A 22,393-nucleotide genomic window follows, 5' to 3' on the forward strand; every position below is an offset into this window, starting at 1 on the left:
TAAAATGACTTACGCAGAACCGGCGGCAGCGGCAGCCCTCCTCTCCTCGAGCACCTTCTCCCACACCTGGAACGCGTTCATGACGCGGGGAACGCCGATTTGCGGAATGCAGTTCACCAGCACCTCGGTAATCTCCGTCTCCGTGAGCCCCACGTGGAGACCCGTTCTCAGGTGAAATTCCAGCTGGTGGCCTGCATCGCCCAGCGTCGTCAGCGTGGCGATCGTGGCGATCTCCCGCTGCTTCAGATCGAGCCCCGGTCTGGCATAAACATCGGCAAACCCGAATTCGACGACGAACGGAGCCAGCTCCGGATACTTCCGGCGCACGTTCTCCACGGCGTTCATGCCGAATTCGCCGTTCATCAATTCCACCTGGGCCAAGCCCTTGCTCATTTTATCCATCCCATCTCGCTCCTTAATCTATTGATGTTTATCCATATGTTTATCCAGATGTTTATCCATACGTTTATCCAGATGTTTATCCATACGTTTATCCAGAGTTTATCCGGATGTTCAACCAGATGTTTACCTAGATGTTTACCCATTACGTTTACCCGCGCGCCATGGTCGGCGGAATTTCCTCCGGATCGACCAGCACCTCGATGACCGCGGTGACCGATTCGGCCAGCGCCTGACGGAGCGCGTCCTCGAACTCCGCGCCGGTGCGGCAGCTGTAGGCCTCCGCCCCCATCGCCTCGGCATATTTGCGCGCGTCCATCGGAATGTCGAAGACGGTGCCGTCGGTACGGCCGAGATTGTATTTCATGCCTTTATTGACCATGTCCAGCCGGCCGTTGTTCAGTATGACGAATATGACAGCCGCCCCCTGATTGACCGCTGTGGATATTTCGGCTCCGTGCATGAACGTGCAGCCGTCGCCCGTCAGGCAAATGACCGGCTTCTGCGGCGCAGCGATCTTCGCTCCGACAGAGTAGCCGATCGCGTGCCCCATGCAGGCAAACACGTCGTCGAAGAGGAAGCTGCCCGGCCGCCGAATCTCGAGATGAAGCAGGGCGTGATAGCTGTGGCTGCCGTCGTCGCCGAAGACGATCGCGTCATCCGGCAAGGTGCGCCCGAGCACCTCCATCACTTCCTTGGCCGTGATCTGCTCGCCCCCGCCGTTATGGGCGCCGTCCTGCCCGATCGCCGGGTTCAAGAGCTCTTCGCTGTCGATTTCCTTGGCCTCGGATGCGGCGGCAATTTCCAGGTAGGAGGGCCGCTCCTCCCCCGCTCCCGCAAGCGCCATCAGCTTCCTCAGGTTAGCCTTGGCGTCTCCCTGGATGAACAGCGTCGGCACCGGCAGCGACTTGCCGATGAAGGTCGGGTCCACATCCAGATGGATGACGTTCTTCGGATACTGCTCCGGCTTCAGCACGGGGACGGACATGTCGCTCAGCTTCGTCCCGACGACCACCATGAGATCGATGCCCGATGTCATGTATTCGCCAGCTTCCGGCGTTCCGCCGAGGCCGTACGCGCCAAGGGAGAGCGGATGGCGGGACGGGAAGGAGCCTTTGCCTCCCGGCGTCGTCATGACCGGCAAATCCCACCGTTCGGCGAGCCAGCCGACCTCCTCGTAAGCTCGCGACAAGTGCACGCCTTTGCCGAGAAACAGCACCGGCCGCTTCGCTTCGTTCAGCAGCGGAAGCATTTCTTGCACCCGGTCCGATACCATATGCGGCGTCGGGTCGGGAAGCTCGAGCTCGAACGGCTCGATCTCCTCGAGCATCACGTCGCGGGGAATGAGCAGATGCACCGGTCCGCGGACGCCGGTCATCGCTTTTTCGACCGCATGAGCCAAATACGTTCTGAGCATGTCCCCCCGCTCCAGCCGGGCGCTGAACAGCGTGACCGAACGGAACATTTCGACAAGGTCAGCGCCGAAGAAGGTGGAGTCTTGCCCGAGTCCCTTGCCCGTCTCCCGCATCGAAGCGTGTCCGGTAATGATGAGCAGCGGCACGTGATACACCTTGGCCTGTCCGGCCGCCGTAATCAGATTCGTCCCTCCCGGGCCGGACGTTCCGAGCGCCACGCCGAGCGACCGTTTCATATAAGCATAGCCTCCTGCGGAGAATCCGGCTCCCGCTTCATGCCGGCTGAGCACATACTTCACGCCGTGGTTGCCCAGTTCGAGAATCAATGGAACGATTGCCTTGCCGGGAACGCCGAACACATGATCGACTCCCCACCGTTTCAACTGCTGCGCCAGAACAGATGCCACGCTTGGTTTCATACGGATCCCTCCACAGGTTTTATTTATGATTTCACGGTCATCGGCAGCAAAATGTCGAAGGTCGTTCCGACCCCTTTCTGCGATGATACCGCGATATCCCCTTTATGGTTCTCGATAATCCGGTAACTGACCGACAGCCCGAGTCCGAGTCCGTTCTCCTTGGTCGTGAAGAACGGGTTCAGGATTTGCTTCATCTCCTGGTCGGACATCCCGGTCCCTTCGTCGCTGATGCTGATCTTGAGCTTCTGTCTCTCCTCGCACAGCTTCATGTCTATGCGGACGATACCGCCCTTGGGCATGGCATCGATGGCATTCTGAATGAGATTGACAAGCACCTGCTTCATTTGCGCAGGGTCGATAAACAGCTCCACGGCTTCCGGCATAAGCTGAGGCAAAATAATCGTGTTGTTCAAAATCGCCTGGCTTTCCATAAACTGAACCGTATCGAGAATAAGCTGCTGAATGACGCATTGCTTGCGGTCCGGCGAGCTCGGCTTGGCCATGAGCACAAAATCGGAGACCAGCTTGTTGACATGGAGCAGCTCCTGATAAATCAAGTCGATGTACCGGTACTCGTGCTCCTGATGGACAAGGCGCTGCTTGAGCAGTTGAATAAAGCCTGTGATGGAGGTTAACGGATTGCGGATTTCGTGAGCCAGGCCTGCCGCCATCCTCCCGATGGCCGAGAACTTCTCCGACGTGATGATCTGCTTCTCCAGCTCGTAGCGGTCGGTAATGTCGCGAAACTGGGCATAGGCGCCGACGAGATCTTCATGTTCGTCGAAAATCGGAATAGCGTCGAACAGGCATACAATGCGGTGATCCAGCGAACTGGTGAAGGTCAATTCCACATCCTCGAAGCTGGCGCCGTTCTTCAGCACATCGTAGATCAGATTGCCGAACTGCTCGAACGAGAAGATCGTGCCTCCGATGACTTCCTCTCTCGTCCGATTCGTAATTTTCTCCGCAAAATGGTTGAACTGCGTAATATTCCCGAATTTATCGGTTAAGATGACGCCGTTTTTCACGGTGCTGATCATGATGGAATTGAGCAAATGCTGCGTCTTGTTCGTTCGCCGGAGCAGCAGCTCGCGGAAAGCGGAATCGACCATGTTGGCCAGGATCGCTAATTGAAACATGCTGTGATGCTCCTTGGAAGTCATAATGGCGACGGAGCCCGACAAATTGCTGATTTCCGGAAAATGAAACGGGACGCAATAGCAGGCCGAGCCGTGCAAAAATTCGTGGAAATGCTCTTCCCCGACCGTCTGAACCGGACTTTGCTGCTGTAAAGCGAGGGCAACGGCGTTAGTCCCCATGCTTTCTTCGTTCAGACGAATGCCCTCCAAAATGCCGAGCCGCTCGATGATCTCCTTCATGGTCTCGTCACCGAACATTTCAAGCACATTCGCCTCGTCATCGGTAAACAATATCAACAGAGGGACGCCTTCCAGCAGCTGCAAAATCTTTTCTCCGAAAAAGCGGATAACAGACAGCACTTCGCTGTACTTGATCCGTCGCTGAGCCAGCTTGATCCCCGTCAAGGCGATTCCCGGCGCAGGGAGCGAATAGGGTACAAGGCCGCGCTCGATACAACGAATCTTAGATTTCGTCACAAATTCCGGTTCCACGACAATCTTGACCTCCAACTCCTTTGGTTCTTTCTTTTTCACTAAAATCTTCTACATAAGCTTCAGAATTCCTTCCCTATTTGGCACATTCGACAAAACTTCCCATTAAATTACATGTTTCTCGGGTAAAACGAAATGTTTGCGCTTGCAAAAACAAAAAAAGCCTCCCCCTTTCTCGGTGCGGGGAGGCGTTATTGCAACGCGCAACGATATGAAATTGGATAGACGCACGCCTGCGGTCCGCCAGAGCAGCCGCCGAACGAGGTCGAAATTTGTCGCGGCAGAACTAACCGATAATCAGATCCTCTTTCGGATAATGATATTTGTCCTTCAGCGTCTTCCTGCGGAAGATGAACAGCAGCACCGGCAGGCCGACCCGCCCGATAAACATGAGCAGCACCAGAATGCCTTTGCCCGGGCCGCTCAGATAAGGGGTAATCCCTGTCGAGAATCCGGCCGTTCCGAATGCCGAGCATACCTCGAAAATGATCTTGTTCAGCGCAAAATGCTGGCGCTCCACGGCGTCGAGCAGCATAATCGAGCCGATGACCAGAATGACGCCCGCCGAAAACACGACAAAACTCTTCATCACGTCTTCCGGCTTCACGGTTCTCCGAAACACGCGCACATCGTTTCTGCCGATAGAGTAAGCGACCAGCGTCAGTATAATGACGGCGAAAGTGGTCGTGCGAATCCCTCCGCCTACGCTGGACGGGCTGGCGCCGATAAACATCAGAATCGACAGCAGAAACTGGGTCGGCGTCGTAAATTGCGCCACATCCATCGTCGAAATCCCGCCGCTGCGCGTCGAGACCGAATTGAACAGCGAATAGAACAGCTGCTGGTGCCACGGCATCTCTTCAAAATAAACCGAGCTCTCCACAATCCAGATGCCGGCCGTTCCCACCGCCAGGAGAATCAGGTACATGCTGACCGTCAGCTTCGTAAATAATGAAAACCGGAAATTTTTGTCCTTGCGGACGAGGTATTCCCGAACCTCGATCAGCACGGGAAAGCCGATGGCTCCCAGAAACAGCAAAATCATCGTCACTGTCTGCACGAAGTAATCGCCCGAAAACGAGTGCAGCGAATTGCCGAACAGATCGAAGCCGGCGTTCGTATACGAAGATACGGCATGAAACAGGGCATGATAATACGCTTCGAAGACATTCGTATAATATCCTGCCGCCAAAAAGTAGGTTCCGATCACCAGCGCGCCGCTCGCCTCGAACAATAGCGAAAGCACCAGAATGTTGCGCATCAGCTGCACCAGTCCGGACAAATTGCGCCGATTCTGGTCGATCATGATCAGCCTGCGGTACGTGAGCGTAATATTTTGGCCGAACAGCATCCACAGGAACGTGCCGAGCGCCATCACGCCGATGCCGCCGAACTGCATCATCACCATCAGCAGCACAGAGCCGAAGAAGCTGTACGTTTCGGAAATGTTGACGACCGTCAGTCCGGTCACGCTGACGGCGCTCGCCGCCGTGAACAGGGCATCCATTGCAGACAGCCCGACGCCCGGCTTGCGGCTGGCCGGCAGCATCAGCAACAGCGTCGAAACGATAATCGCCGCCATATAACATACGAATATAAACTGCGTCGGGGTCATACCCTTAAACCATTGTATACCTTTGCGCAAACAGTAACCCTCCGCCAGCAAGAAGGCCGAACGAATCCGGCCCCCGCCTTTCTCCAAGATGCCAATGATTCACTTATCTTATCATAAGACGGGGGCTTTTGCATCTGCTTTTGAAGCTGCCTTGGCAGCGCGAGCAGCCGGCTTGCGGCATTGGCGCGGCGGGCCGGCTGCCTCTTAGGCCGCGCTGCTCTCCAACGATTCCTCGACGTCGTTGTTGAATTCCTCGCGGTTGAACTCGCCCTCCGAAGCGGCGACGACCAGGGAAACGACGGTCGTTCCCGTCGCATTGACCGCCGTCCGGCCCATATCCACCACCGCATCGATCGCCAGCACGAGGCCGAGCCCTTCGACCGGCAGCCCGAGCGCCGTCAGCACGACCGTCGTGGAGATCGACGCCGGACCCGGCACGCCCGCCACGCCGACGGAAGCGATGACAGCCGCAAGCACCAGCAGCGCATACTCGGGCAGGCCGAGCGGAATATCGTACACGCGGGCGACGAACACCGCGACGACGGCGGGCCATACGCCGCCGCAGCCGTTCATGTTGATCGTCGCGCCGAGCGGAGCGATGAAGCTGGCGATGCTCTGCGAGACGCGCAGCCGCTTCGTAATGACCTCCAGATTGACCGGGAGGGTCGCATAGCTGCTGCGGGTCGTGAACGCCACCGCTATGGTCGGGTACGCCTTGCGGAAAAACTTCAGCGGATTCACCCTGGCGGCAAATGTTACGAGTCCTCCGAAGGTGAGTATAAAATGAAGCAGCAGCGCGGCATAAGTCGCGGCGATGACCTTAACGAGCGGCAGCAGCGTGTCGAGCCCGTACCTCGCCGCCATGGACGCGAGCAATGCGTAGACGCCGTAAGGCGTCAGCCGGATGACATATTTCGTCACCTGGAACATGATTTGCGTGATCGAATCGATGAACTGCTTGACCGGCCGCACCGTTTCCGGCTTTCTGGAGCCGAGCTGGACGATCGCCACCGCCACGAAGATCGCGAACACGATGACAGGCACTACTTTGCCGCCGGCCATTTCGTTCACCGGATTGGACGGCACGAGGTCGAGTATAACTTGGGAAAAGGTCGGCACCTCGCGCTGCTTGTAATCTTTGGGCGGCTCCTGCGCGATGCCTGCTCCGGGATCGACGGCCAGCGCCACCAGCATGCCGATCAGCGCGGCGACTGCCGTCGTGATCAGGAACAGCGAGATCGTCTTGAGGCCGGTTTTGCGCAGCTGCCCCAGATTGGATACCGACGTGATGCTGGAAATAATGGCCGCAACGACGAGCGGAATGACGAGCATCTTGATCAGATTCACATAGATGGTGCCGATCGTGCTCGCGCTGGCCGCGTCGAACTGGTAGCGGTTGAACACGATGCCCGCCGCCAGACCGAGCCCCATGGCGATCAGCACACGGTAGCCGAAAGCGACCCTTTTTCTCGCCAGCGCGACCAGCAAGCCGATGACGACCGCCGACACCGCAAGGCTGACCGCATTGGACTGCAACGCCTGCACCAAATTGTTGTTCATCGGACATCCTTCCCCTCTTAATATCATAGTTATTTCATGGATTTAATCGGATTTAGTGTAAACCTAAATCTACCGGACGTCAATCCTCGGATTTTCGCTGCCGCTGCCGCCCCATCGATCTTCGGGTCGCCTTCCTGTCAGGCATCGATGATTGTAAGCTTCGCATAGGCCTTTAACGACTGGCGGCTTTGGATCTTTATTAAATGATTAACTTGAACGAAGGGGACCGGGTTGCCTTCATTCAACGGGCGACAAGCAGTCGACAGCTGTCACCCGAGTGAGATATAATGACGGCAATGCAACTGCGAAGAAGGAGGGCTTGTCATGCTGCAGGAAACCGGAAGCGTGTGGGAAATATCCCAACTGGACCTGATGGTCCGAATGATATTGGCTGCGGTGCTGGGCGGCCTGATCGGCTTCGAGCGCGAATGGAGCAATCACGCGGCCGGCTTTCGGACTCATATCCTGGTCTGCCTCGGCTCGGCTACCATTATGCTGATGTCCATTTACGGCTTTTCCGAGTTCGTCGACGAAATGAATGTGCGGGTCGACCCCGCCCGGCTTGCAGCCCAGGTCATCAGCGGCATCGGCTTCCTCGGAGCCGGCGCGATACTGAGGAACGGCAACGTAATCAAAGGGCTGACGACAGCCGCCTCCATCTGGGCCGTTGCGGCGATCGGGCTGTGCGTAGGAGCGGGATTTTTCACCGGCGCCTTCATGTGCACCTTTCTCGTGCTGGTCAGCTTGTACCTGCTGAACAAAGGCGAAAAATACATGATGCGCCACCGCCGCTATCACGATCTCGAGATTACGATCTTCGACTCCCCCGGGGCGCTCGGAAAAATTGTTTCGATCTTCGGCGAACTGAACATTCATATTTCCAATCTGAAAATGAATCCCGTGGAGGAAGATATCAGCTTTCCGCAGGCGGCGCCGAAGATGAAGCTGGCCGTCAGCCTGAAGAGCGCCAAGCCGGAGAAGCTGCTCGCAGCGCTCGAAGCGATTTACGCTTTGGATATGGTCGTGCATGTCGAATCGGGCGGGTTCGACGGCAGTCTGCCGGACGGCCGCGGCACTGCCGGCTGATCGACCCCGCTGCGCCCGCCAAGCGCAAAGAACGCTATGTCATACCGCTTGAATGCGGCAGGCATAGCGTTCTTTATACACGTTTATGAAGCCCGCTTTCGCTTATAAAATTGAAACGAAGCTAACGGTTCAACCGTTTGATTGATTTATCTGCCGCATCGGCGAACAGAATGGCGTCTCCCGCGCGTGGTAATTTTTGCATACCAAGACCGCTTTGCCGGGGGATATTCCTCGCTGCTGCAAAACCTCCAAGGAAAAGCGCGCATTCCCAAACGTATTCGTCGCCCGATCTTCTTCCAAAATCACTTCCGAAGAGACGCCTAACGCCACTCCGATGTTCGACGGGTAAGGAAGCTGCTCCAACATTGGCCTTGCGTCACTAAACCCAATGTAATCCATATCATCCTCCTCGGGCGCCCATGACTTCCCAATGATTGCGGTCACCGCAAGCTCTCTCCATTATATACCAAAACCGGCCCGCATAAGCGGACCGGCTGTTTACCTGGCGATATTATTTGCCGAGCAAATCGAGGTGTTTGCCGATATGCTTCTTCAGAGACGCCTCGTACGCTTCTTCCTGCTCGCTGAGCGTGCGGTAGAACTCGTCCTTGAAGAGCGAGTTGCCTTGCGCATCCTTGGCCTGCAGCAGGATGCCGTACGTGATATGAATGAGCTGGCGGGCGTTGTCTTCGTTCATGTATTCCGGCAGCTCGGCATCGGACACTTGATCCAGCGGCTTGATTTTGCCGAGATCGGCCGACACGTGGTAATAAGCGGTCGCTTCCTCGAAATGCTCCAGCGCATACTGGTGCATGCGGCGGTACAAGGACGGATTGACCTGGGCTACCGTGCGCACGGCTTCGAGCCAGTTCGTGCCGGCCGTCTTCACGTGGAAGCGCCCTTTCGTATATTTGCCGATCAGCTCAAATACGCTGAACTTGTCGCTGCCGGAGTGGATGCTGAGCTTGTAGCCGAAATCGTCGGCGATGCCGGCATGAATGACAAGCTCCTTCTCGAACTGGGCGATGTCGCCGATATAGTCGATGCCCTTCTGGAACTCGCCGCAGAAGCGCGGCGCCATGCTGTAGATCGTAAGACCGCGGGCATACAGCTCCTTGGCGACGAAGAAATGCGATTCCGGAGCGGTCGGCGTCAGCGTCTCGTCGATGGAAATCTCGAAATCGATCTCGCGGCCCGCATTCACAATGTAGGTATTATAAATATGCTCCATAAAATCGATCGCCGCGCCGTAAATGAGCACATTCTTGATCAGCGTCTCGCGGTCGAACGTAATCGAATTGCCGGCGACAGTGAACGTCTGATTCAAATAGCGGGATTCGTAATGCTCGCGGACGGAGGCGGGCAGCGCGGCGTATTTCGCCTCCTGCTCGGCGCTCGATGTGCCTTCCACCGTGTTGTCGATCTTCTCGGAGCAGTCGAGCGTCAGCATCGTGAAGCCGAGGCCGAGCGCCATCTCGATGTCCGCTTCCACCTTCAGGTGGTCGCCGTCGGCGCCGAAGCCGTCCTTGTAGCCTTCCTGGAAGACGGCGTAGCATGCGGCGTCAACAACCTGCTTGTAGTCGCGGCCGGTCAAGTTCAGCTCGCGGATGCTCTGCTGTGCGAGAATCGGACGGACATCGCGGCCCTTCACCGTCTTGATGTGGCCCGGGGAAGCGATGCCGAGACGGTCGCCGAGACCGATCGTCGCGATTTGCGTGCCGAACGCGCGCGGCACCGTGTAGTCGAAGAAGCGGTTCAGCACAAGGCGGTTTTCATGCGTCAACGGGCACAGCTTGGCGCCGTCCTCCACCTGTCCTTGCAGGGCGTCGTACAGCTCGCCTTCGCCTGCGGCCGCAATATATTTCGTATGGTTGTCCTTCACCATGACCAGCTTCGTGTTGCCGTGCTCCGCCAGCGATTGCGGATAAACTTTGACTTCTCCTTCGGAAGCGTTAACACTGCCCTGCGCAAGCGCTTGCGCCAATGCGGCGTATTTGCCCATGTTTGGAGTCCTCCTCATCCATGTCAAGAAAATGATCTTTCGATTATTCTCCCATTATCATAACGCAAAAAATGATCATATTCTCCGCGTATTTTGCTGCAATAAACAATATCTATGCATTTCTTGCTGTGCAGCCCGCGCAAATTTTGCTACAATGATTAGCAACCGAGATTAGCAACCGAATTGCGGCGAGATACACTTATTCTTTCGCCGCGGCAAAGGAGGAGCCGCCTTGAGCGAAACCGTTACGCTCCATTACGGCGCCGAAGAAGGCGATTTTCATATGCAGCACGTCAAGCGGACCGAGCCGTTCGAGCGCACCAATCACTATCATTCGACGTATGAGATTTATTTTTTGCTGGCCGGACAGCGGACTTATTTCATTAAAGACCGGACTTATTTCATTTCGCCGGGAGATCTCGTGTTTATCAACAAGCTCGAGGTGCACAAAACGTCCGACATCGGCGAGCCCGGCCACGAGCGCATCGTCATCAATTTCAGCGAGCGGTTTATCGGTGCCGAGCATCCATACTTCGACCCGGCGCTGCTCGGCGCTTTCCAGCATCCGTCGCATGTTTTCAGCCTGAAGCTGCAGGAGCAAATATTCGTGCAGACGCTGATGAACAAGCTGTCGCAGGAGCTGAAGGAGAGGCCGACCGGCTACGAAACGTATGTCAAGCTGTTGCTGGCCGAGCTGCTGCTGTTTGCCAGCCGGATGGCGGAGCGCAGGGAGGCGCCGGCCGCCCCGCACGCAAGCCCCCTGCACCGCAAAATATCGGAGATCGTCCGCTACATCAACGATCATTTTCACGAAACGATGACGCTGCCCAGCATCTCAGAGCGTTTCTATATGAGCCCGTATTACTTGAGCCGCGCCTTCAAGGAAGTGACCGGCTTCACCTTCGTCGAATATGTCAACACGACCCGCATCAAGGAAGCGCAGCGGCTGCTGAAGGAGACAGAGCTGAAAATTATCGAGATCGCCGAGAAGGTCGGCTTCGACAATATCGCCCATTTCGGCCGCATGTTCAAAAAGCTCACCCGGCTCACGCCGCTCGAATACCGCAAGCTGAACCGCTGAGCCGACATGCGGTTTCGGCGTTTTTTCCGGCGCCTACAGGTTCGAACAGGAGTCTTCCAGCCGCATTGTCCGATGGCTGGACGCTTGTGACGTACGAATTGTTCGTCATCGGTCGTCACCTTCGGTGCTGAAAATTCGCCGATAAGCTTCGTCGAATTTTCAAGATAGTTTGCTATTTTTCGACGGTGTGATATCATGAAATACAGCAACTGCCAAATACAGACAAGCTTCGATACGTTCGCTCACGGAGGGATTATGATTACATACTTTGCTGCCTTCGCGATGTCGTCCATTATCGTTCTGCTGCTCATTCCGCCGCTTCGCCGGCTGGCGTTCCGCATCGATTTCGTGGACAAGCCGAAGCCGGACGTGGAGCGCAAGCTGCACCGGGAACCGATTCCGCTGACGGCGGGAGCCGCGATTTTCATCGGCTTCGTCGCCACCTACCTGCTGTTTATCGGAGACTGGTCGCTCAAGACGGCCGGCATCCTGGGCGGAGGACTCATCATTCTGATCATCGGCATGGTCGACGACTGGTACAAGACGCACGGCAAGGAGTTCCCCGCGCTGCCCAAAATGCTCGTGCAGCTGCTGGCCGCCGTCCTCGTCTATTATTCCGGCGTCGTTTTCTACGGCTTCAACAACCCGTTCACGGGCGAGGACATCATCCTGTGGAGCTGGCTGCAGTTCATCCTGACGATCTTATGGATCTTCGGCGTGACGACCGTCATCAACTTTTCCGACGGCATGGACGGCCTGGCGGGCGGGCTTTCGGCTATCTCGGCGGCCACGCTCTTCGTCGTCGCGCTCGCCAAGAACCAATCCGACTCCGCGATCATGGCCATCATCCTCGTCGGCACGGCGCTTGCGTACCTGCGCTACAACAAGCCGCCGGCCAAGGTGTTCATGGGCGACGCCGGCGCGACGTTCCTCGGCTTCATGCTCGGCGTGATCGCGCTCGACGGCGCGTTCAAGCAGGCGACGCTGCTGTCGCTGTTCGTGCCGGTGCTGGCGCTCGGCGTGCCGATCTTCGACAACCTGTTCGTCGTGTTCAAGCGCATGCTAAGCGGCAAGCCGATCTACCAGGCGGACGCCTCCCAGGCCCATTACCGCTTGCTGCGCAGCGGCCTTAACCCGAAGCAGGTCGTCCTGTTCCTATGCCTGCTCAACATGTGCTTCAGTCTCAGCTCGATCATTCTTCTGCTGCTGCAGGTTTAGTGTAGGGGCGACGGACGCCCCCCTTCTCTGCGAGTGCATACATAACGCTTGCATAAACGCGAAATTCCACCTTATGCCCGGCAACGTTTAAGAATCGGCCAGGATAAGGTGGAATTTCTTATTTGCTTAAAATGTATTGTTGACACGTTTGACGCGGCTTCGGCATGGTGCCTCCCGGTCGAATATTCCCTTACCGACTAGGGCCGGGAGCTGATGCCGATTATGCAGCTGATGTTCGGATCGAGGCCGGCGAGGCGCAGCTCAGGCCTTTTCACGCTTTCCCCTGGAGGGGAAGCGCGCTGCGGACCGAAAGGCGCTACTGCCGGGAAGCACGCTACTGACCGGAAACGCGCTGCGGACCGAAGTGTGCTACTGCCTGGTAGCGCGCTACTGGCCGGAGTGCTGGCCGAAAGCACGCTACTGGCCGGAAAGCGTCTGCCGCCCGCAGAACATCCAGCGAAGCGCATAAGGGACGAGGAACAAAATGAAGAGAATCCGGAACATCTGGAACGCAACGACCATTGACACGTCGGCTCCTACGGCGCCGGCCGTGACTCCCATCTCCGTCATTCCTCCGGGAGACACGCTCAGGAAGCCGGTGGCGATGCTGACCGGCTGCGCCAGGCTCATGATCCAGGCGATGCCCAAGGAGCAGGCGATCAATGCGGCAGAGCTGACGATCGCGTAAGGCAGCAGCCGGCGCCAGCCAGACAGCGCGTTCAGCCGGATGCCAAGGCCGAGATGGATGCCGAGGCTCCACTGCGCCGCCAGGATCAGCTCGTTCGGCGGATGCGGCGGCTCCGCGCCGCCGGCGGTCAGCGCGGCCGCGACGATGATCGGGCCGAGAAACCACGGCGTCGGCAGCTTGAGCCGGACGGCGGCCCAAGCCGCCAGCAGCGCGAGAGCCAGCACCCCGGCGGCCATGACCGGCTGCGGCAGCCCGGCAGCCCAAGCGAGCGGCCCCGCTGCTTCCGCCGGCGCCACCGGAAGCGCTGCGGCCCCTTGCCGGACGCCGTCCGACAAGCCGTGCACGGCAAAGAACGGCACGACGAAGATGACGGTCAGCAGCCGGATCGTCTGCAGGAACGTCACGACGCCCGGGTCGGCATCCGGGATCTCCTCGGCCAGCACGACCATCTGCGACAGCCCGCCGGGAATGTTGCCGACGGCGCTCGTCGGGAAGCTGATGCCCGTGCCCCTGGACAACGCGAAGGCGAAGATCAGGCTGAACGCGATCGTCAGCGCAGTGGCGCCCAGCATGAACGGCAGCTGCGAGCCGATCTGTCTGGCGCTGTCGACGGTGAAGGAGAGCCCTAGGCCATAGCCAAGGGCGACGAGACCCGCATTGCGCAGCGAAGCCGGCCAATACAGAGGCCGGCGAACGAAGGCTGTCCAGAGCAGCGCCGCAGTCAGCGGGCCGAGCATCCAGGCGAGCGGCACGTGCAGCCAGGCGAACAGCGCGCCGCCGACGCCCGTCACGACGATGGTCTCAAGCAGTTTGAGCATGGTGCGATCCCTCTTTTCCCCTGAAGCCCCTTTTGATGAAGCCTAGGCAAGGCGCTTCAAATAACGCGCATAAGTCTGTTATTCCATTATAGACGTCTATGACGAACAAATCTATCGTCATCGATCGTCGCCTGCAGTGTTGAAAATTCGGGCCGTGCATGCCGCCAAATTTTCAAGTTTGACGTCTATGACGAACAAATCTATCGTCATCGATCGTCGCCTGCAGTATTGAAAATTCGGGCCGTGCATGCCGCAGCAGGGCCGACAACGAAGCCGGCCGGCTTGGCGCCCCGTGCAAGGAGCGGCAAACCGGCCGGCTGCAGCAATTAAAAACGGACGAGCTCGGATACGTTCACCGGAAGACCCGTGCGGATCGAACGGTTGCCGGCGATGCCCGTGAGGATCGACATCGCCCCGTCCACATGGGAGGCGGCCCGGTTGAAGCGGTCAGGCTCCGGCGTGCCGAACAGATCGTTCAGCAGCACAGGGTCGCCGCCGCCGTGTCCGCCTTTCTTCTCTTCGACATGCACCTCGTAAGGCGCTTCGAAAATCGGGTGGACCAAAATCTTCTTCCCTTTGACCGCTCCTTCGAGCGCCTGATCGCCGCCGGAGTTCACATAGGAAGACTCGACGACGTCCATCTCGATGCGGCCCTTCGTGCCGTTGAACGCGACGCGGAAGCCTTCCCACGGAGCGTAGGCATAGAGCGAATACGTCAGCATGGCGTTCGTGTCGTAGCGAACGGTCACCGCCATCGTGTCCTCGATGCTGATGCCGTCGCCGAATACGCTCTGATCGCGGTAGTAGCCGTCTTCATGCTCGGCGTCCAGGTACATCGCCTTCAGCTTCTCGTTCTGGTCGAGATGCAGGGCGAAATGATCGCCCTTGGCGTTCTCGCTGCCGAAGGCGCGGGAATAAAACTTCGTTTCGCCGCGCTTCTCGGCGTTCTCGCGGCCGTAGAACATCAGGTCGCCGAATGCGAACACCGTCTTCGGTTTCGCGCCGAGCCAGAAGTTGACGAGATCGAAGTGGTGCGTCGACTTGTGGACGAGCAGCCCTCCGCTGTTGCGCTTGTCGCGGTGCCAGCGGCGGAAATAGTCTGCGCCGTGCTTCGTGTTCAGCAGCCATTCGAAGTGCACGGAATGCACGTCGCCGATGACGCCGTCCATAATCAGCTCGCGAATCTTCGTGTTGTGCGGCGAATAGCGATAGTTGAAGGCGACGCGCAGGTTGCGGCCCGTCGCTTTGACCGCGTCGAGAATCGCCTGGCATTTCTCCTCGTCGACGGTCATCGGCTTCTCGGTAATGACGTCGCAGCCGAGCTCCATCGCGCGGATAATATATTTATGGTGCGTGCGGTCCACCGACGTGACGATGACGGTGTCCGGCTTCACTTCTTCGATCATGCGGTCGAAATCTTCCGCTTTATAGGTCGGGACAGGCTTCGCCCCGTGCTCCTCGAGAAGCTTGTTGGCGTAGTTCATGCGCGTCTGGTTGACATCGCAGAATGCGACCATTTCCGAAGTTTCCTTGAAATCGCGGGCAACAGCCAAATAAAAAAACTGGGCCCGGCCGCCGGTGCCGACAAGGGCGTACGTTTTGCGCTTAGTCAAAGGGGTTCCTCCTCTTTCGCTATATGTGATATATTAGGAGTATAGCGCAATAAACCGATGAAAACAGCACTTTTATTGCTTACATTCTATTTTATCAACAGATATTGCGATCGATTCGGAAGGAGGTGCACAGTATGAGTACAGGCATGACCGACGCTCCATTTCAGTTCGAGACGGTTTCCCGCTCGGGCACGTTCAACATGTCGCATAATCACTCGCATAACACCTACGAAATCTATTACATGCGCTCTGGCGAGCGGTTCTATTTTATTAAAGACCGTTCTTACCACGTGCGGCCGGGCGATCTGGTGCTGATCGAGCCGAACGTGCTGCACAAGACGACCGAGGCGTATACCGTCAGCCACGAGCGGGTGCTGATCAACTTCGCCCCGGACTGCTTGAGCGCGCACATGGCGGACATCGGCCTCGACCTGTTGGCCCCGTTCGGCGATTACCCGCTGATCCGGCTGAGCGAAGCGGACAAGGATTATGTGGAGGGGCTGCTGGAGAGAATGCGGCAGGAGCAGGAAAAACAAGAGCCCGGCGCCGCAGGCTGCATGAAGCTGCTGCTGGCCGAGCTGCTGGTGTGGGTGTACCGGTATTCCGCCAAAACCGCCCCGGCGGAATCGGAGCGCGCCGAACATCCGACGACGCTTCACCGCAAGGTGTCCGATATCGTCCAGTACATTAACGATACGTATATGGAGCCGCTCAGCCTGAAGAGCGTGGCCGAGCGGTTTCATATCAGTCCTTATTACCTGTGCCATATTTTCAAGGAGGCGACCGGCTTCACGCTGCTGGAATACGTGCACCGGATGCGCGTTCGGGAAGCGCAGAAGCTGCTGATGGCGACGCGCCTGCCGATGACCGCGGTGGCCGAGCGCGTCGGCTTCGAGAGCGGGACGCATTTCGGCCGCGTGTTCAAGTCGGTCTGCGGCCTCTCGCCGCTGCAGTACCGCAAGTCGGCCGCCGCGCCGAACGGCTCGCCCGGCCGCGCGCCCGGGCCGTGAGCTACATCAGGTTCTCCGGATTCAGCTGCTCAAGCTCCGGCACGACGAAGCGCCCGTCCTTGCGGATCAGCCGCCCGTCGAAGTAGATCTCGCCGCCGCCGTATTCCGGCCGCTGAATGAGCACCATGTCCCAATGGACGGAGGAACGGTTGCCGTTGTCCGCATCCTCGTAGGCGTTGCCCGGGGTGAAATGGATGCTGCCGTCGATCTTCTCATCGAACAAAATGTCCTTCATCGGCTTCCGGATGTGCGGATTGACGCCGATGGCGAACTCTCCGATGTATCTCGCGCCTTCGTCCGTATCGAGAATTTCGTTCAGCTTCCTGGTATCGCTCCCCGTCGCTTCGACGATCTTGCCGTTCTCGAAGCGCAGCGTCACGTTCTCGAAGGAAGCCCCTGTATACACCGTCGGCGTATTATAGGCAATGACGCCGCTGACCGATGTTTTCACCGGCGCCGTGAACACTTCGCCGTCCGGGATATTGTTTTTGCCGGCGCAGGCGATAGCCGGAATGCCCTTGATCGAGAAGGTCAGATCCGTGCCCGGACCGGTGATCCGCACCTGGTCTGTCCGCTGCATCAACTCGACGAGCGGCTGCATCGCGTCGTACATCTTGCTGTAGTCCAGCAGGCATACTTTGAAGTAGAAGTCCTCGAACGCTTCCGTGCTCGTATTGGCAAGCTGGGCCATGGAAGGGTTCGGATAGCGCATGATACACCATTTGGTATGATTGACGCGCTGGTTCAAGACCGGCCGCTGGTAGTGCTGGATGTACAGCCGCATCTTGTCCTCGGGTACGTCGGACGTCTCGGTGATATTGTCCCCGCTGCGCACGGCGATGTAAGCGTGCATCTGCTTCATCCGGTGCAGCTCGATGTCGGCCATCGAGCGGTACAGCGCTTCGCTGCCCCCCAGCATCAGGCTGCGGGTAACCGCCGGGTCGCGCAGCTCCAGGAACGGATGCCCGCCGGCCGCATACGCCTCTTCGACCAGGCAGCGGGTCAGCTCCTGGTCCTTCAGGCCGATCATCTCGATCAAAATGTTTTCGCCCGGCTGCAGGTCCACCGAATACCGGATCAGGTTGCGGGCAAATTGCTTCAATCTCGGATCTCTCATCAGCTTATCCCCTTTAGCCGCTGCATGCGGCAGTATAGAATGGATACACTTTCCACTGTACCGAAAATCGGGCCAAACTTCAAACCCTTCCGCCGCGCAGCAGGCAGCGCCGCATTTGCGTTTTAAGGATCAAGGGAGAGCTCGCACGATGAAACCGAACCATTTTGCGCGACAAAGCCGGGCACGCTCCAAAGCAGGCACGCTCCAAAGCAGGCACGCTCCCTAGGATCTTTTTATGCCACTTGCAAGGACAACAAAGAAGCCCTCTTCCCCATTCAGGGAAGAAGGCATGGACCAGGGAGCAAGGAGCCGTATTCTCTTAAGCCTTGCTCAAGACGGCTGCAGGCGGTTAGCGCACTCTGCGGATGGAGACCCGGATGCGCAGGACGGCGATGACCCGCCCGTTACGGATAAAGCTGACTTCAACCGTACGGCGGTCAATCCGGCGAACGACGACGCGAAGACCGCGAGTCAGACGATCGAACAAATTGCGGATGCGGCCGATCTGGCCGGTCACGATCAGCCGGGCCAGCAGGCGGACGAGATTCAGACGGACGATGCGGCGAACGAGACGGCGCAGGAAGTTAAGGTCGCCTCTGCCCGAGAACGTTACGCATACCCGCAGCAGTCTCGGAACGATCCGCGTCAGAAAGCAGATTTGCGCGATGCGTTGGAAGTTCATGTGCTCACCTCCCTTGCTCGGAGCATAGTACAAGTTATGATGCGGTGAAGTCGGCAGCCGCGGCGATTCTCCCGGTGAATTGGCACAAAGTTCGATAGATTCATAGAAACCGGTGCCGTCCGCTCTTATTGCCCGGAGAAAGCCGCACCGATCGAGACGGGGACAAAGCGCTGCTTTTCCCTTCATCCGCGCGGCATCTTAAAATCGGATAGCTCATCTTAACAACGGATTGCGGCCGATCTTAACCCCGGATTACCGGTCTGAAAACTAAACGGTTCCTATCCGGCGTATCCTTTGTACAATGGAGAAGCAGCGAATTTGAAGAAAGCGCTCTCGCTTTCCGGCGCCGGGCCTGCTTAAGGCTCGTTCGCAAGGTTGCGGAAGGCGCCGCCATTTTCGCTGAAACCGCAGCTTCAATCGAAGGAGGTACAAGAGGTATGAACAACGTCAAGCGGAAGAGATGGATCGCCGCGGGCACGTCGGCGCTATTATCCGTCTCGCTCGTCGCATGCAGCACTGCAAGTCCAGGGGGGCAAGGGACAGAGAAGCCGGGGGATGAGGCAGCGCCAGAATTGAAATCGCTTACGTATTGGGTCGGCCTGGCCAGCAACGTCGCCGCCACGCTCAAAAGCTTCGGCGACATGACCGTTTATAAGGAGCTGGAGAAGCGGACCGGCGTCAAGGTCGAATTCCAGCATCCTCCGGTCGGTCAGGAGAAGGATCAATTCAACCTGCTAATCACCGGAAAGAAGCTGCCGGACGTCATCGAGTACGGCTGGACCGGGTATCCCGGCGGGCCGGAAAAAGCGATCAAGGACGGCAAAATTATTAAGCTGAACGATATTATCGAGAAGCACGCGCCGAACTTGCAAAAAATATTGAACGAACATCCGGAATGGCGCAAGCAGGTCGTGACCGACGAAGGCAGCATTTACGGCTTCCCGTTCCTGCGCGGCGACGATTATTTGCTCGTCAGCAACGGCATTGCGCTGCGCAAGGATTGGCTCGAGAAGCTGAACATGAAGATGCCGGAGACGATCGACGATTGGCACGCCGTGCTGACCGCCGTCAAGAACAGCGACCTGAACGGCAACGGCAAGGCCGACGAAATTCCGCTGCTGATCAGCAAGAACGATATGGGAGGATCGGTCGCGTTCCTCGGCTCGTTCGGCGTCAACTACGATTTCTACCATGTCGACGGCAAGGTGAACTACGGGCCGATCCAGCCGGAATACAAGCAATTTTTGACCGTGATGAATCAGTGGTATAAGGAAGGGCTGCTCGATCCGGATTTCGCCGTCACCGACAGCAAGCTGAAGGACGCCAAAATAACAGGTAACCAGCTGTTCGCCACCGTGATGAGCACAGGCTCGGGAATCGGCAACTACACGTCGCTCGTCAAGGACAAAATTCCCGGCTTCAAGCTGGCCGCCGCCCCGTTCCCGGTCGTAAACAAAGGCGACAAGAAGCTGTGGAGCGCCAAGACGTACAATTTCTCCGGCGGCGTCGCCGCGGCGATCTCGACCTCGAACCCGAACCCGGAGGCGACGGCGGAATGGCTCGACTACGCCTACAGCGAAGAAGGCAAGATGCTGTTCAACTTCGGGCTGGAGGGCGTCTCCTACAATATGGTAAACGGCAATCCGGTCTATACGGACGAGGTGCTGAAGCCGAAGGACATGTCGGTCGCGCATGCGATGGCCCGTCACGTCCGCGCCAATTTCAACGGGCCGTTCGTCCAGGACAAACGCTATATGGAGCAGTACGCCTCCCTGCCGGAGCAGAAGGAATCGATCGAGATCTGGTCGGAGCCGACGAACGAACGAAAGCTTCCTCCCGTAACGCCGACCTCGGACGAGAGCAGCAAGTTCGCCTCGATCATGAACGACGTGAATACGTTCAAGGATGAGATGTTCAACAAGTTCATCATGGGCGCGGAGCCGCTGGACAACTTCGACAAATATGTCCAAACGATCGAAAGCATGGGCATTCAGGAAGCGATCAAGATTCAGCAGGCCGCATTGGAGAGGTACAACAAGCGGTAGATGGCGGCGGGAATCGTTCATATGCCAGGGAGATGATCCGCTCATCTCCCTGTCCTTTTCATGAAGCAAAGGAGGATATTATGAATTCGGTCAAACATACCGCTGCCGGAACGGCCAGGACGGCCCGCGCCTCGCAAAGCGTCTTGGTCACGATCGGCCGCGATCTGAGACGCAACAAGCTGCTCTATCTGATGGTGCTGCCGGTCATCGCCTATTACCTTATTTTCGATTACGGGCCGATGTACGGCCTGCAAATCGCCTTCAAGGATTACAGCCCCGGAGCCGGCATTTGGGCCAGCCCGTGGGTCGGCTTCGACCATTTCATCGAGTTTTTCAACAGCTATTATTTTTGGCGGCTGATCCGCAACACGCTGCTGATCAACATCTACGAGCTGCTGTTCGGCTTTCCCGCGCCGATCATTTTGGCCCTGCTGCTGAACGAGCTGCGCCGGCAATGGTTCAAGCGGATCGTCCAGACGATCACTTACCTGCCGCATTTCATCTCGATCGTCGTCATCGTCGGCATGCTGGTCGATTTTCTCGCCAGGGACGGCATCGTCAATCAGCTGCTCGCCGTGTTCGGCGTCGAATCCAAGTCGTATTTGTCCGAGCCGGGCTGGTTTCGCTTTATTTATATTTCCTCCGGCATTTGGCAGCAGGTCGGCTGGGGCTCGATCATTTATTTGGCGGCGCTCTCAAGCATCGACCCGACCTTGTATGAAGCAGCCAAAGTCGACGGGGCGGGCCGCTGGAAGCAGATGGTGCATATCACGATTCCGGGGATTATGCCCACGATCATTATTTTGCTTATTCTGCGAATGGGCTCGATGATGTCCGTCGGCAGCGAAAAAATACTGCTCATGTACAACCCGCTCACCTACGATACAGCCGACGTCATCTCCACCTTCGTCTACCGCAAGGGGATTTTGGAGGCCAGCTACAGCTACACGACGGCCGTCGGCCTGTTCAACGCCGTCATCGCCTTCTCCCTGCTCGTCATCTCCAACAGCATCAGCAAGCGGGTCAGCGAGACGAAACTATGGTAATGAAGGAGGAGCTGTGCAATGGAAAAACCGACGATCGGCGAACGGGCATTTGACGCGCTCAATGCGGCCTTCATGGTCGCGCTCTGCTTCCTGACGCTGTATCCTTTTCTGTATGTCGCCTTTTCCTCGCTCAGCGATCCGGGCCTGCTGTCGCAGCACCGCGGCCTGCTGTGGAAGCCGTACGGCCTTAGCCTGGACGCGTACCGGTCCGTGTTCGCCAACCCGAACATTATTAGCGGATACCGGAATACACTGTTTTATGTGACCGTTGGCACGTGCATCAATTTGTTCATGACGGCGCTTGGCGCGTATTTTTTGTCGCGGAGGAACGTATTTTTTAAGAACGCGGTCATGTTCATGATCGTCGTCACGATGTTTTTCCAGGGCGGGCTCATCCCCACCTTCCTGCTCGTCAGCAATCTCGGGCTCGTCGATACGCCGTGGGCGATCATCATTCCCGGCGCGATCAACACCTGGAATCTGATCATCATGCGCACTTCGTTCCAGGCCGTGCCGGTCAGCCTCGAGGAATCGGCGAAGATCGACGGGGCGAACGAATGGACGATCATGTGGCGCATCATCCTGCCCTTGTCGATCCCGGTCATGGCCGTCATGCTCCTGTTCTACGCCGTCGGCCATTGGAATTCATGGTTCAGCGCGATGATTTATTTGCGCGACCGCGAGCTGTATCCGCTGCAGCTGATTTTGCGTGAAATTCTCATTACGAACAGCACGGATAGCATGATGACGGACGCCTCCGGCGTCGATAAAATGCCGATCGGGGAAACGATCAAGTACGCGACGATTATGGTCGCCACCATCCCCATTCTCGTGCTGTATCCGTTCCTGCAAAAATATTTCGTCAAGGGGGTCATGATCGGGGCGCTGAAAGAATAAAGGGTGATGAGCAGGAAAAACAGCAATGCTTTCGGAAATAATATAGCATCG

The 22,393-nt window shown here is 57.5% G+C and carries 18 protein-coding genes; 7 read left to right on the forward strand and 11 right to left on the reverse strand.

Annotation, left to right across the window (positions count from 1 at the left end):
* Positions 1 to 9 precede the first annotated feature (9 nt).
* The 5 genes from F591_RS0103360 to F591_RS0103380 form a co-directional block, all read right to left on the reverse strand.
* Positions 10 to 402: a carboxymuconolactone decarboxylase family protein gene (locus F591_RS0103360; RefSeq protein WP_019533170.1), complete on the reverse strand. Its 393-nt coding sequence runs from the start codon at positions 400 to 402 to the stop codon at positions 10 to 12.
* Positions 403 to 550: 148 nt separating this feature from the next.
* Complete coding sequence (locus tag F591_RS0103365) at positions 551 to 2,233, reverse strand: thiamine pyrophosphate-binding protein (protein ID WP_019533171.1); 1,683 nt, start codon at positions 2,231 to 2,233, stop codon at positions 551 to 553.
* 23 nt (positions 2,234 to 2,256) lie between these two features.
* Positions 2,257 to 3,864 carry an ATP-binding protein gene (locus F591_RS0103370; RefSeq protein ID WP_040741040.1) on the reverse strand — a complete coding sequence of 536 codons (1,608 nt, stop codon included), beginning with the start codon at positions 3,862 to 3,864 and terminating at the stop codon, positions 2,257 to 2,259.
* A gap of 286 nt (positions 3,865 to 4,150) precedes the next feature.
* Positions 4,151 to 5,479, reverse strand: a complete 1,329-nt coding sequence (locus F591_RS0103375; RefSeq protein ID WP_019533173.1) for a TrkH family potassium uptake protein — start codon at positions 5,477 to 5,479, stop codon at positions 4,151 to 4,153.
* A 204-nt stretch (positions 5,480 to 5,683) separates the two neighbouring features.
* Entirely contained in the window at positions 5,684 to 7,039 is a 1,356-nt protein-coding gene (locus tag F591_RS0103380; RefSeq protein ID WP_019533174.1) for a dicarboxylate/amino acid:cation symporter, read from the reverse strand.
* 324 nt (positions 7,040 to 7,363) lie between these two features.
* On the opposite strand from F591_RS0103380, the gene F591_RS27290 reads away from it, so the two are divergent.
* Positions 7,364 to 8,125, forward strand: coding sequence for an MgtC/SapB family protein (locus F591_RS27290; RefSeq protein ID WP_019533175.1), 762 nt, complete (start codon positions 7,364 to 7,366; stop codon positions 8,123 to 8,125).
* A 129-nt stretch (positions 8,126 to 8,254) separates the two neighbouring features.
* Here F591_RS27290 and F591_RS0103390 read toward each other — a convergent pair whose 3' ends face one another.
* Positions 8,255 to 8,524 carry a YdcF family protein gene (locus tag F591_RS0103390; RefSeq protein ID WP_083935297.1) on the reverse strand — a complete coding sequence of 90 codons (270 nt, stop codon included), beginning with the start codon at positions 8,522 to 8,524 and terminating at the stop codon, positions 8,255 to 8,257.
* A gap of 112 nt (positions 8,525 to 8,636) precedes the next feature.
* Positions 8,637 to 10,127 carry a tagaturonate epimerase family protein gene (locus F591_RS0103395; RefSeq protein WP_019533177.1) on the reverse strand — a complete coding sequence of 497 codons (1,491 nt, stop codon included), beginning with the start codon at positions 10,125 to 10,127 and terminating at the stop codon, positions 8,637 to 8,639.
* 232 nt (positions 10,128 to 10,359) lie between these two features.
* On the opposite strand from F591_RS0103395, the gene F591_RS0103400 reads away from it, so the two are divergent.
* Both F591_RS0103400 and F591_RS0103405 read left to right on the forward strand, forming a co-directional pair.
* Entirely contained in the window at positions 10,360 to 11,208 is an 849-nt protein-coding gene (locus F591_RS0103400; RefSeq protein WP_019533178.1) for an AraC family transcriptional regulator, read from the forward strand.
* Positions 11,209 to 11,463: 255 nt separating this feature from the next.
* Positions 11,464 to 12,426, forward strand: a complete 963-nt coding sequence (locus tag F591_RS0103405; RefSeq protein WP_026326343.1) for an MraY family glycosyltransferase — start codon at positions 11,464 to 11,466, stop codon at positions 12,424 to 12,426.
* A 417-nt stretch (positions 12,427 to 12,843) separates the two neighbouring features.
* Here F591_RS0103405 and F591_RS0103410 read toward each other — a convergent pair whose 3' ends face one another.
* On the reverse strand, positions 12,844 to 13,932 hold the full coding sequence (locus tag F591_RS0103410; RefSeq protein WP_019533180.1) for an AbrB family transcriptional regulator: 1,089 nt from the start codon (positions 13,930 to 13,932) through the stop codon (positions 12,844 to 12,846).
* Positions 13,933 to 14,258: 326 nt separating this feature from the next.
* Positions 14,259 to 15,545 (reverse strand): Gfo/Idh/MocA family protein, encoded by a 1,287-nt coding sequence (locus F591_RS0103415; protein WP_019533181.1) that lies wholly within the window; start codon positions 15,543 to 15,545, stop codon positions 14,259 to 14,261.
* Between the two features lie 134 nt (positions 15,546 to 15,679).
* Here F591_RS0103415 and F591_RS27295 point away from each other — a divergent pair, with 134 nt between their 5' ends.
* Positions 15,680 to 16,555 (forward strand): helix-turn-helix domain-containing protein, encoded by an 876-nt coding sequence (locus F591_RS27295; RefSeq protein ID WP_019533182.1) that lies wholly within the window; start codon positions 15,680 to 15,682, stop codon positions 16,553 to 16,555.
* A 1-nt stretch (position 16,556) separates the two neighbouring features.
* On the opposite strand, the gene F591_RS0103425 is transcribed toward F591_RS27295, so the two are convergent.
* Together F591_RS0103425 and F591_RS0103430 are read right to left on the reverse strand one after the other, a co-directional pair.
* Positions 16,557 to 17,672: an aminopeptidase gene (locus tag F591_RS0103425; protein WP_019533183.1), complete on the reverse strand. Its 1,116-nt coding sequence runs from the start codon at positions 17,670 to 17,672 to the stop codon at positions 16,557 to 16,559.
* A gap of 349 nt (positions 17,673 to 18,021) precedes the next feature.
* Positions 18,022 to 18,354, reverse strand: coding sequence for a hypothetical protein (locus F591_RS0103430; protein ID WP_019533184.1), 333 nt, complete (start codon positions 18,352 to 18,354; stop codon positions 18,022 to 18,024).
* A gap of 437 nt (positions 18,355 to 18,791) precedes the next feature.
* Here F591_RS0103430 and F591_RS0103435 point away from each other — a divergent pair, with 437 nt between their 5' ends.
* From F591_RS0103435 to F591_RS0103445, 3 genes are all read left to right on the forward strand, one after another.
* Complete coding sequence (locus F591_RS0103435) at positions 18,792 to 20,399, forward strand: extracellular solute-binding protein (RefSeq protein WP_019533185.1); 1,608 nt, start codon at positions 18,792 to 18,794, stop codon at positions 20,397 to 20,399.
* An 80-nt stretch (positions 20,400 to 20,479) separates the two neighbouring features.
* Positions 20,480 to 21,445 carry an ABC transporter permease gene (locus tag F591_RS0103440; RefSeq protein WP_019533186.1) on the forward strand — a complete coding sequence of 322 codons (966 nt, stop codon included), beginning with the start codon at positions 20,480 to 20,482 and terminating at the stop codon, positions 21,443 to 21,445.
* Positions 21,446 to 21,463: 18 nt separating this feature from the next.
* Entirely contained in the window at positions 21,464 to 22,342 is an 879-nt protein-coding gene (locus tag F591_RS0103445; RefSeq protein WP_019533187.1) for a carbohydrate ABC transporter permease, read from the forward strand.
* Positions 22,343 to 22,393: the final 51 nt, after the last annotated feature.

Origin of the sequence: Paenibacillus ginsengihumi DSM 21568, from assembly GCF_000380965.1 — a bacterium.
Taxonomy (GTDB): domain Bacteria; phylum Bacillota; class Bacilli; order Paenibacillales; family NBRC-103111; genus Paenibacillus_G; species Paenibacillus_G ginsengihumi.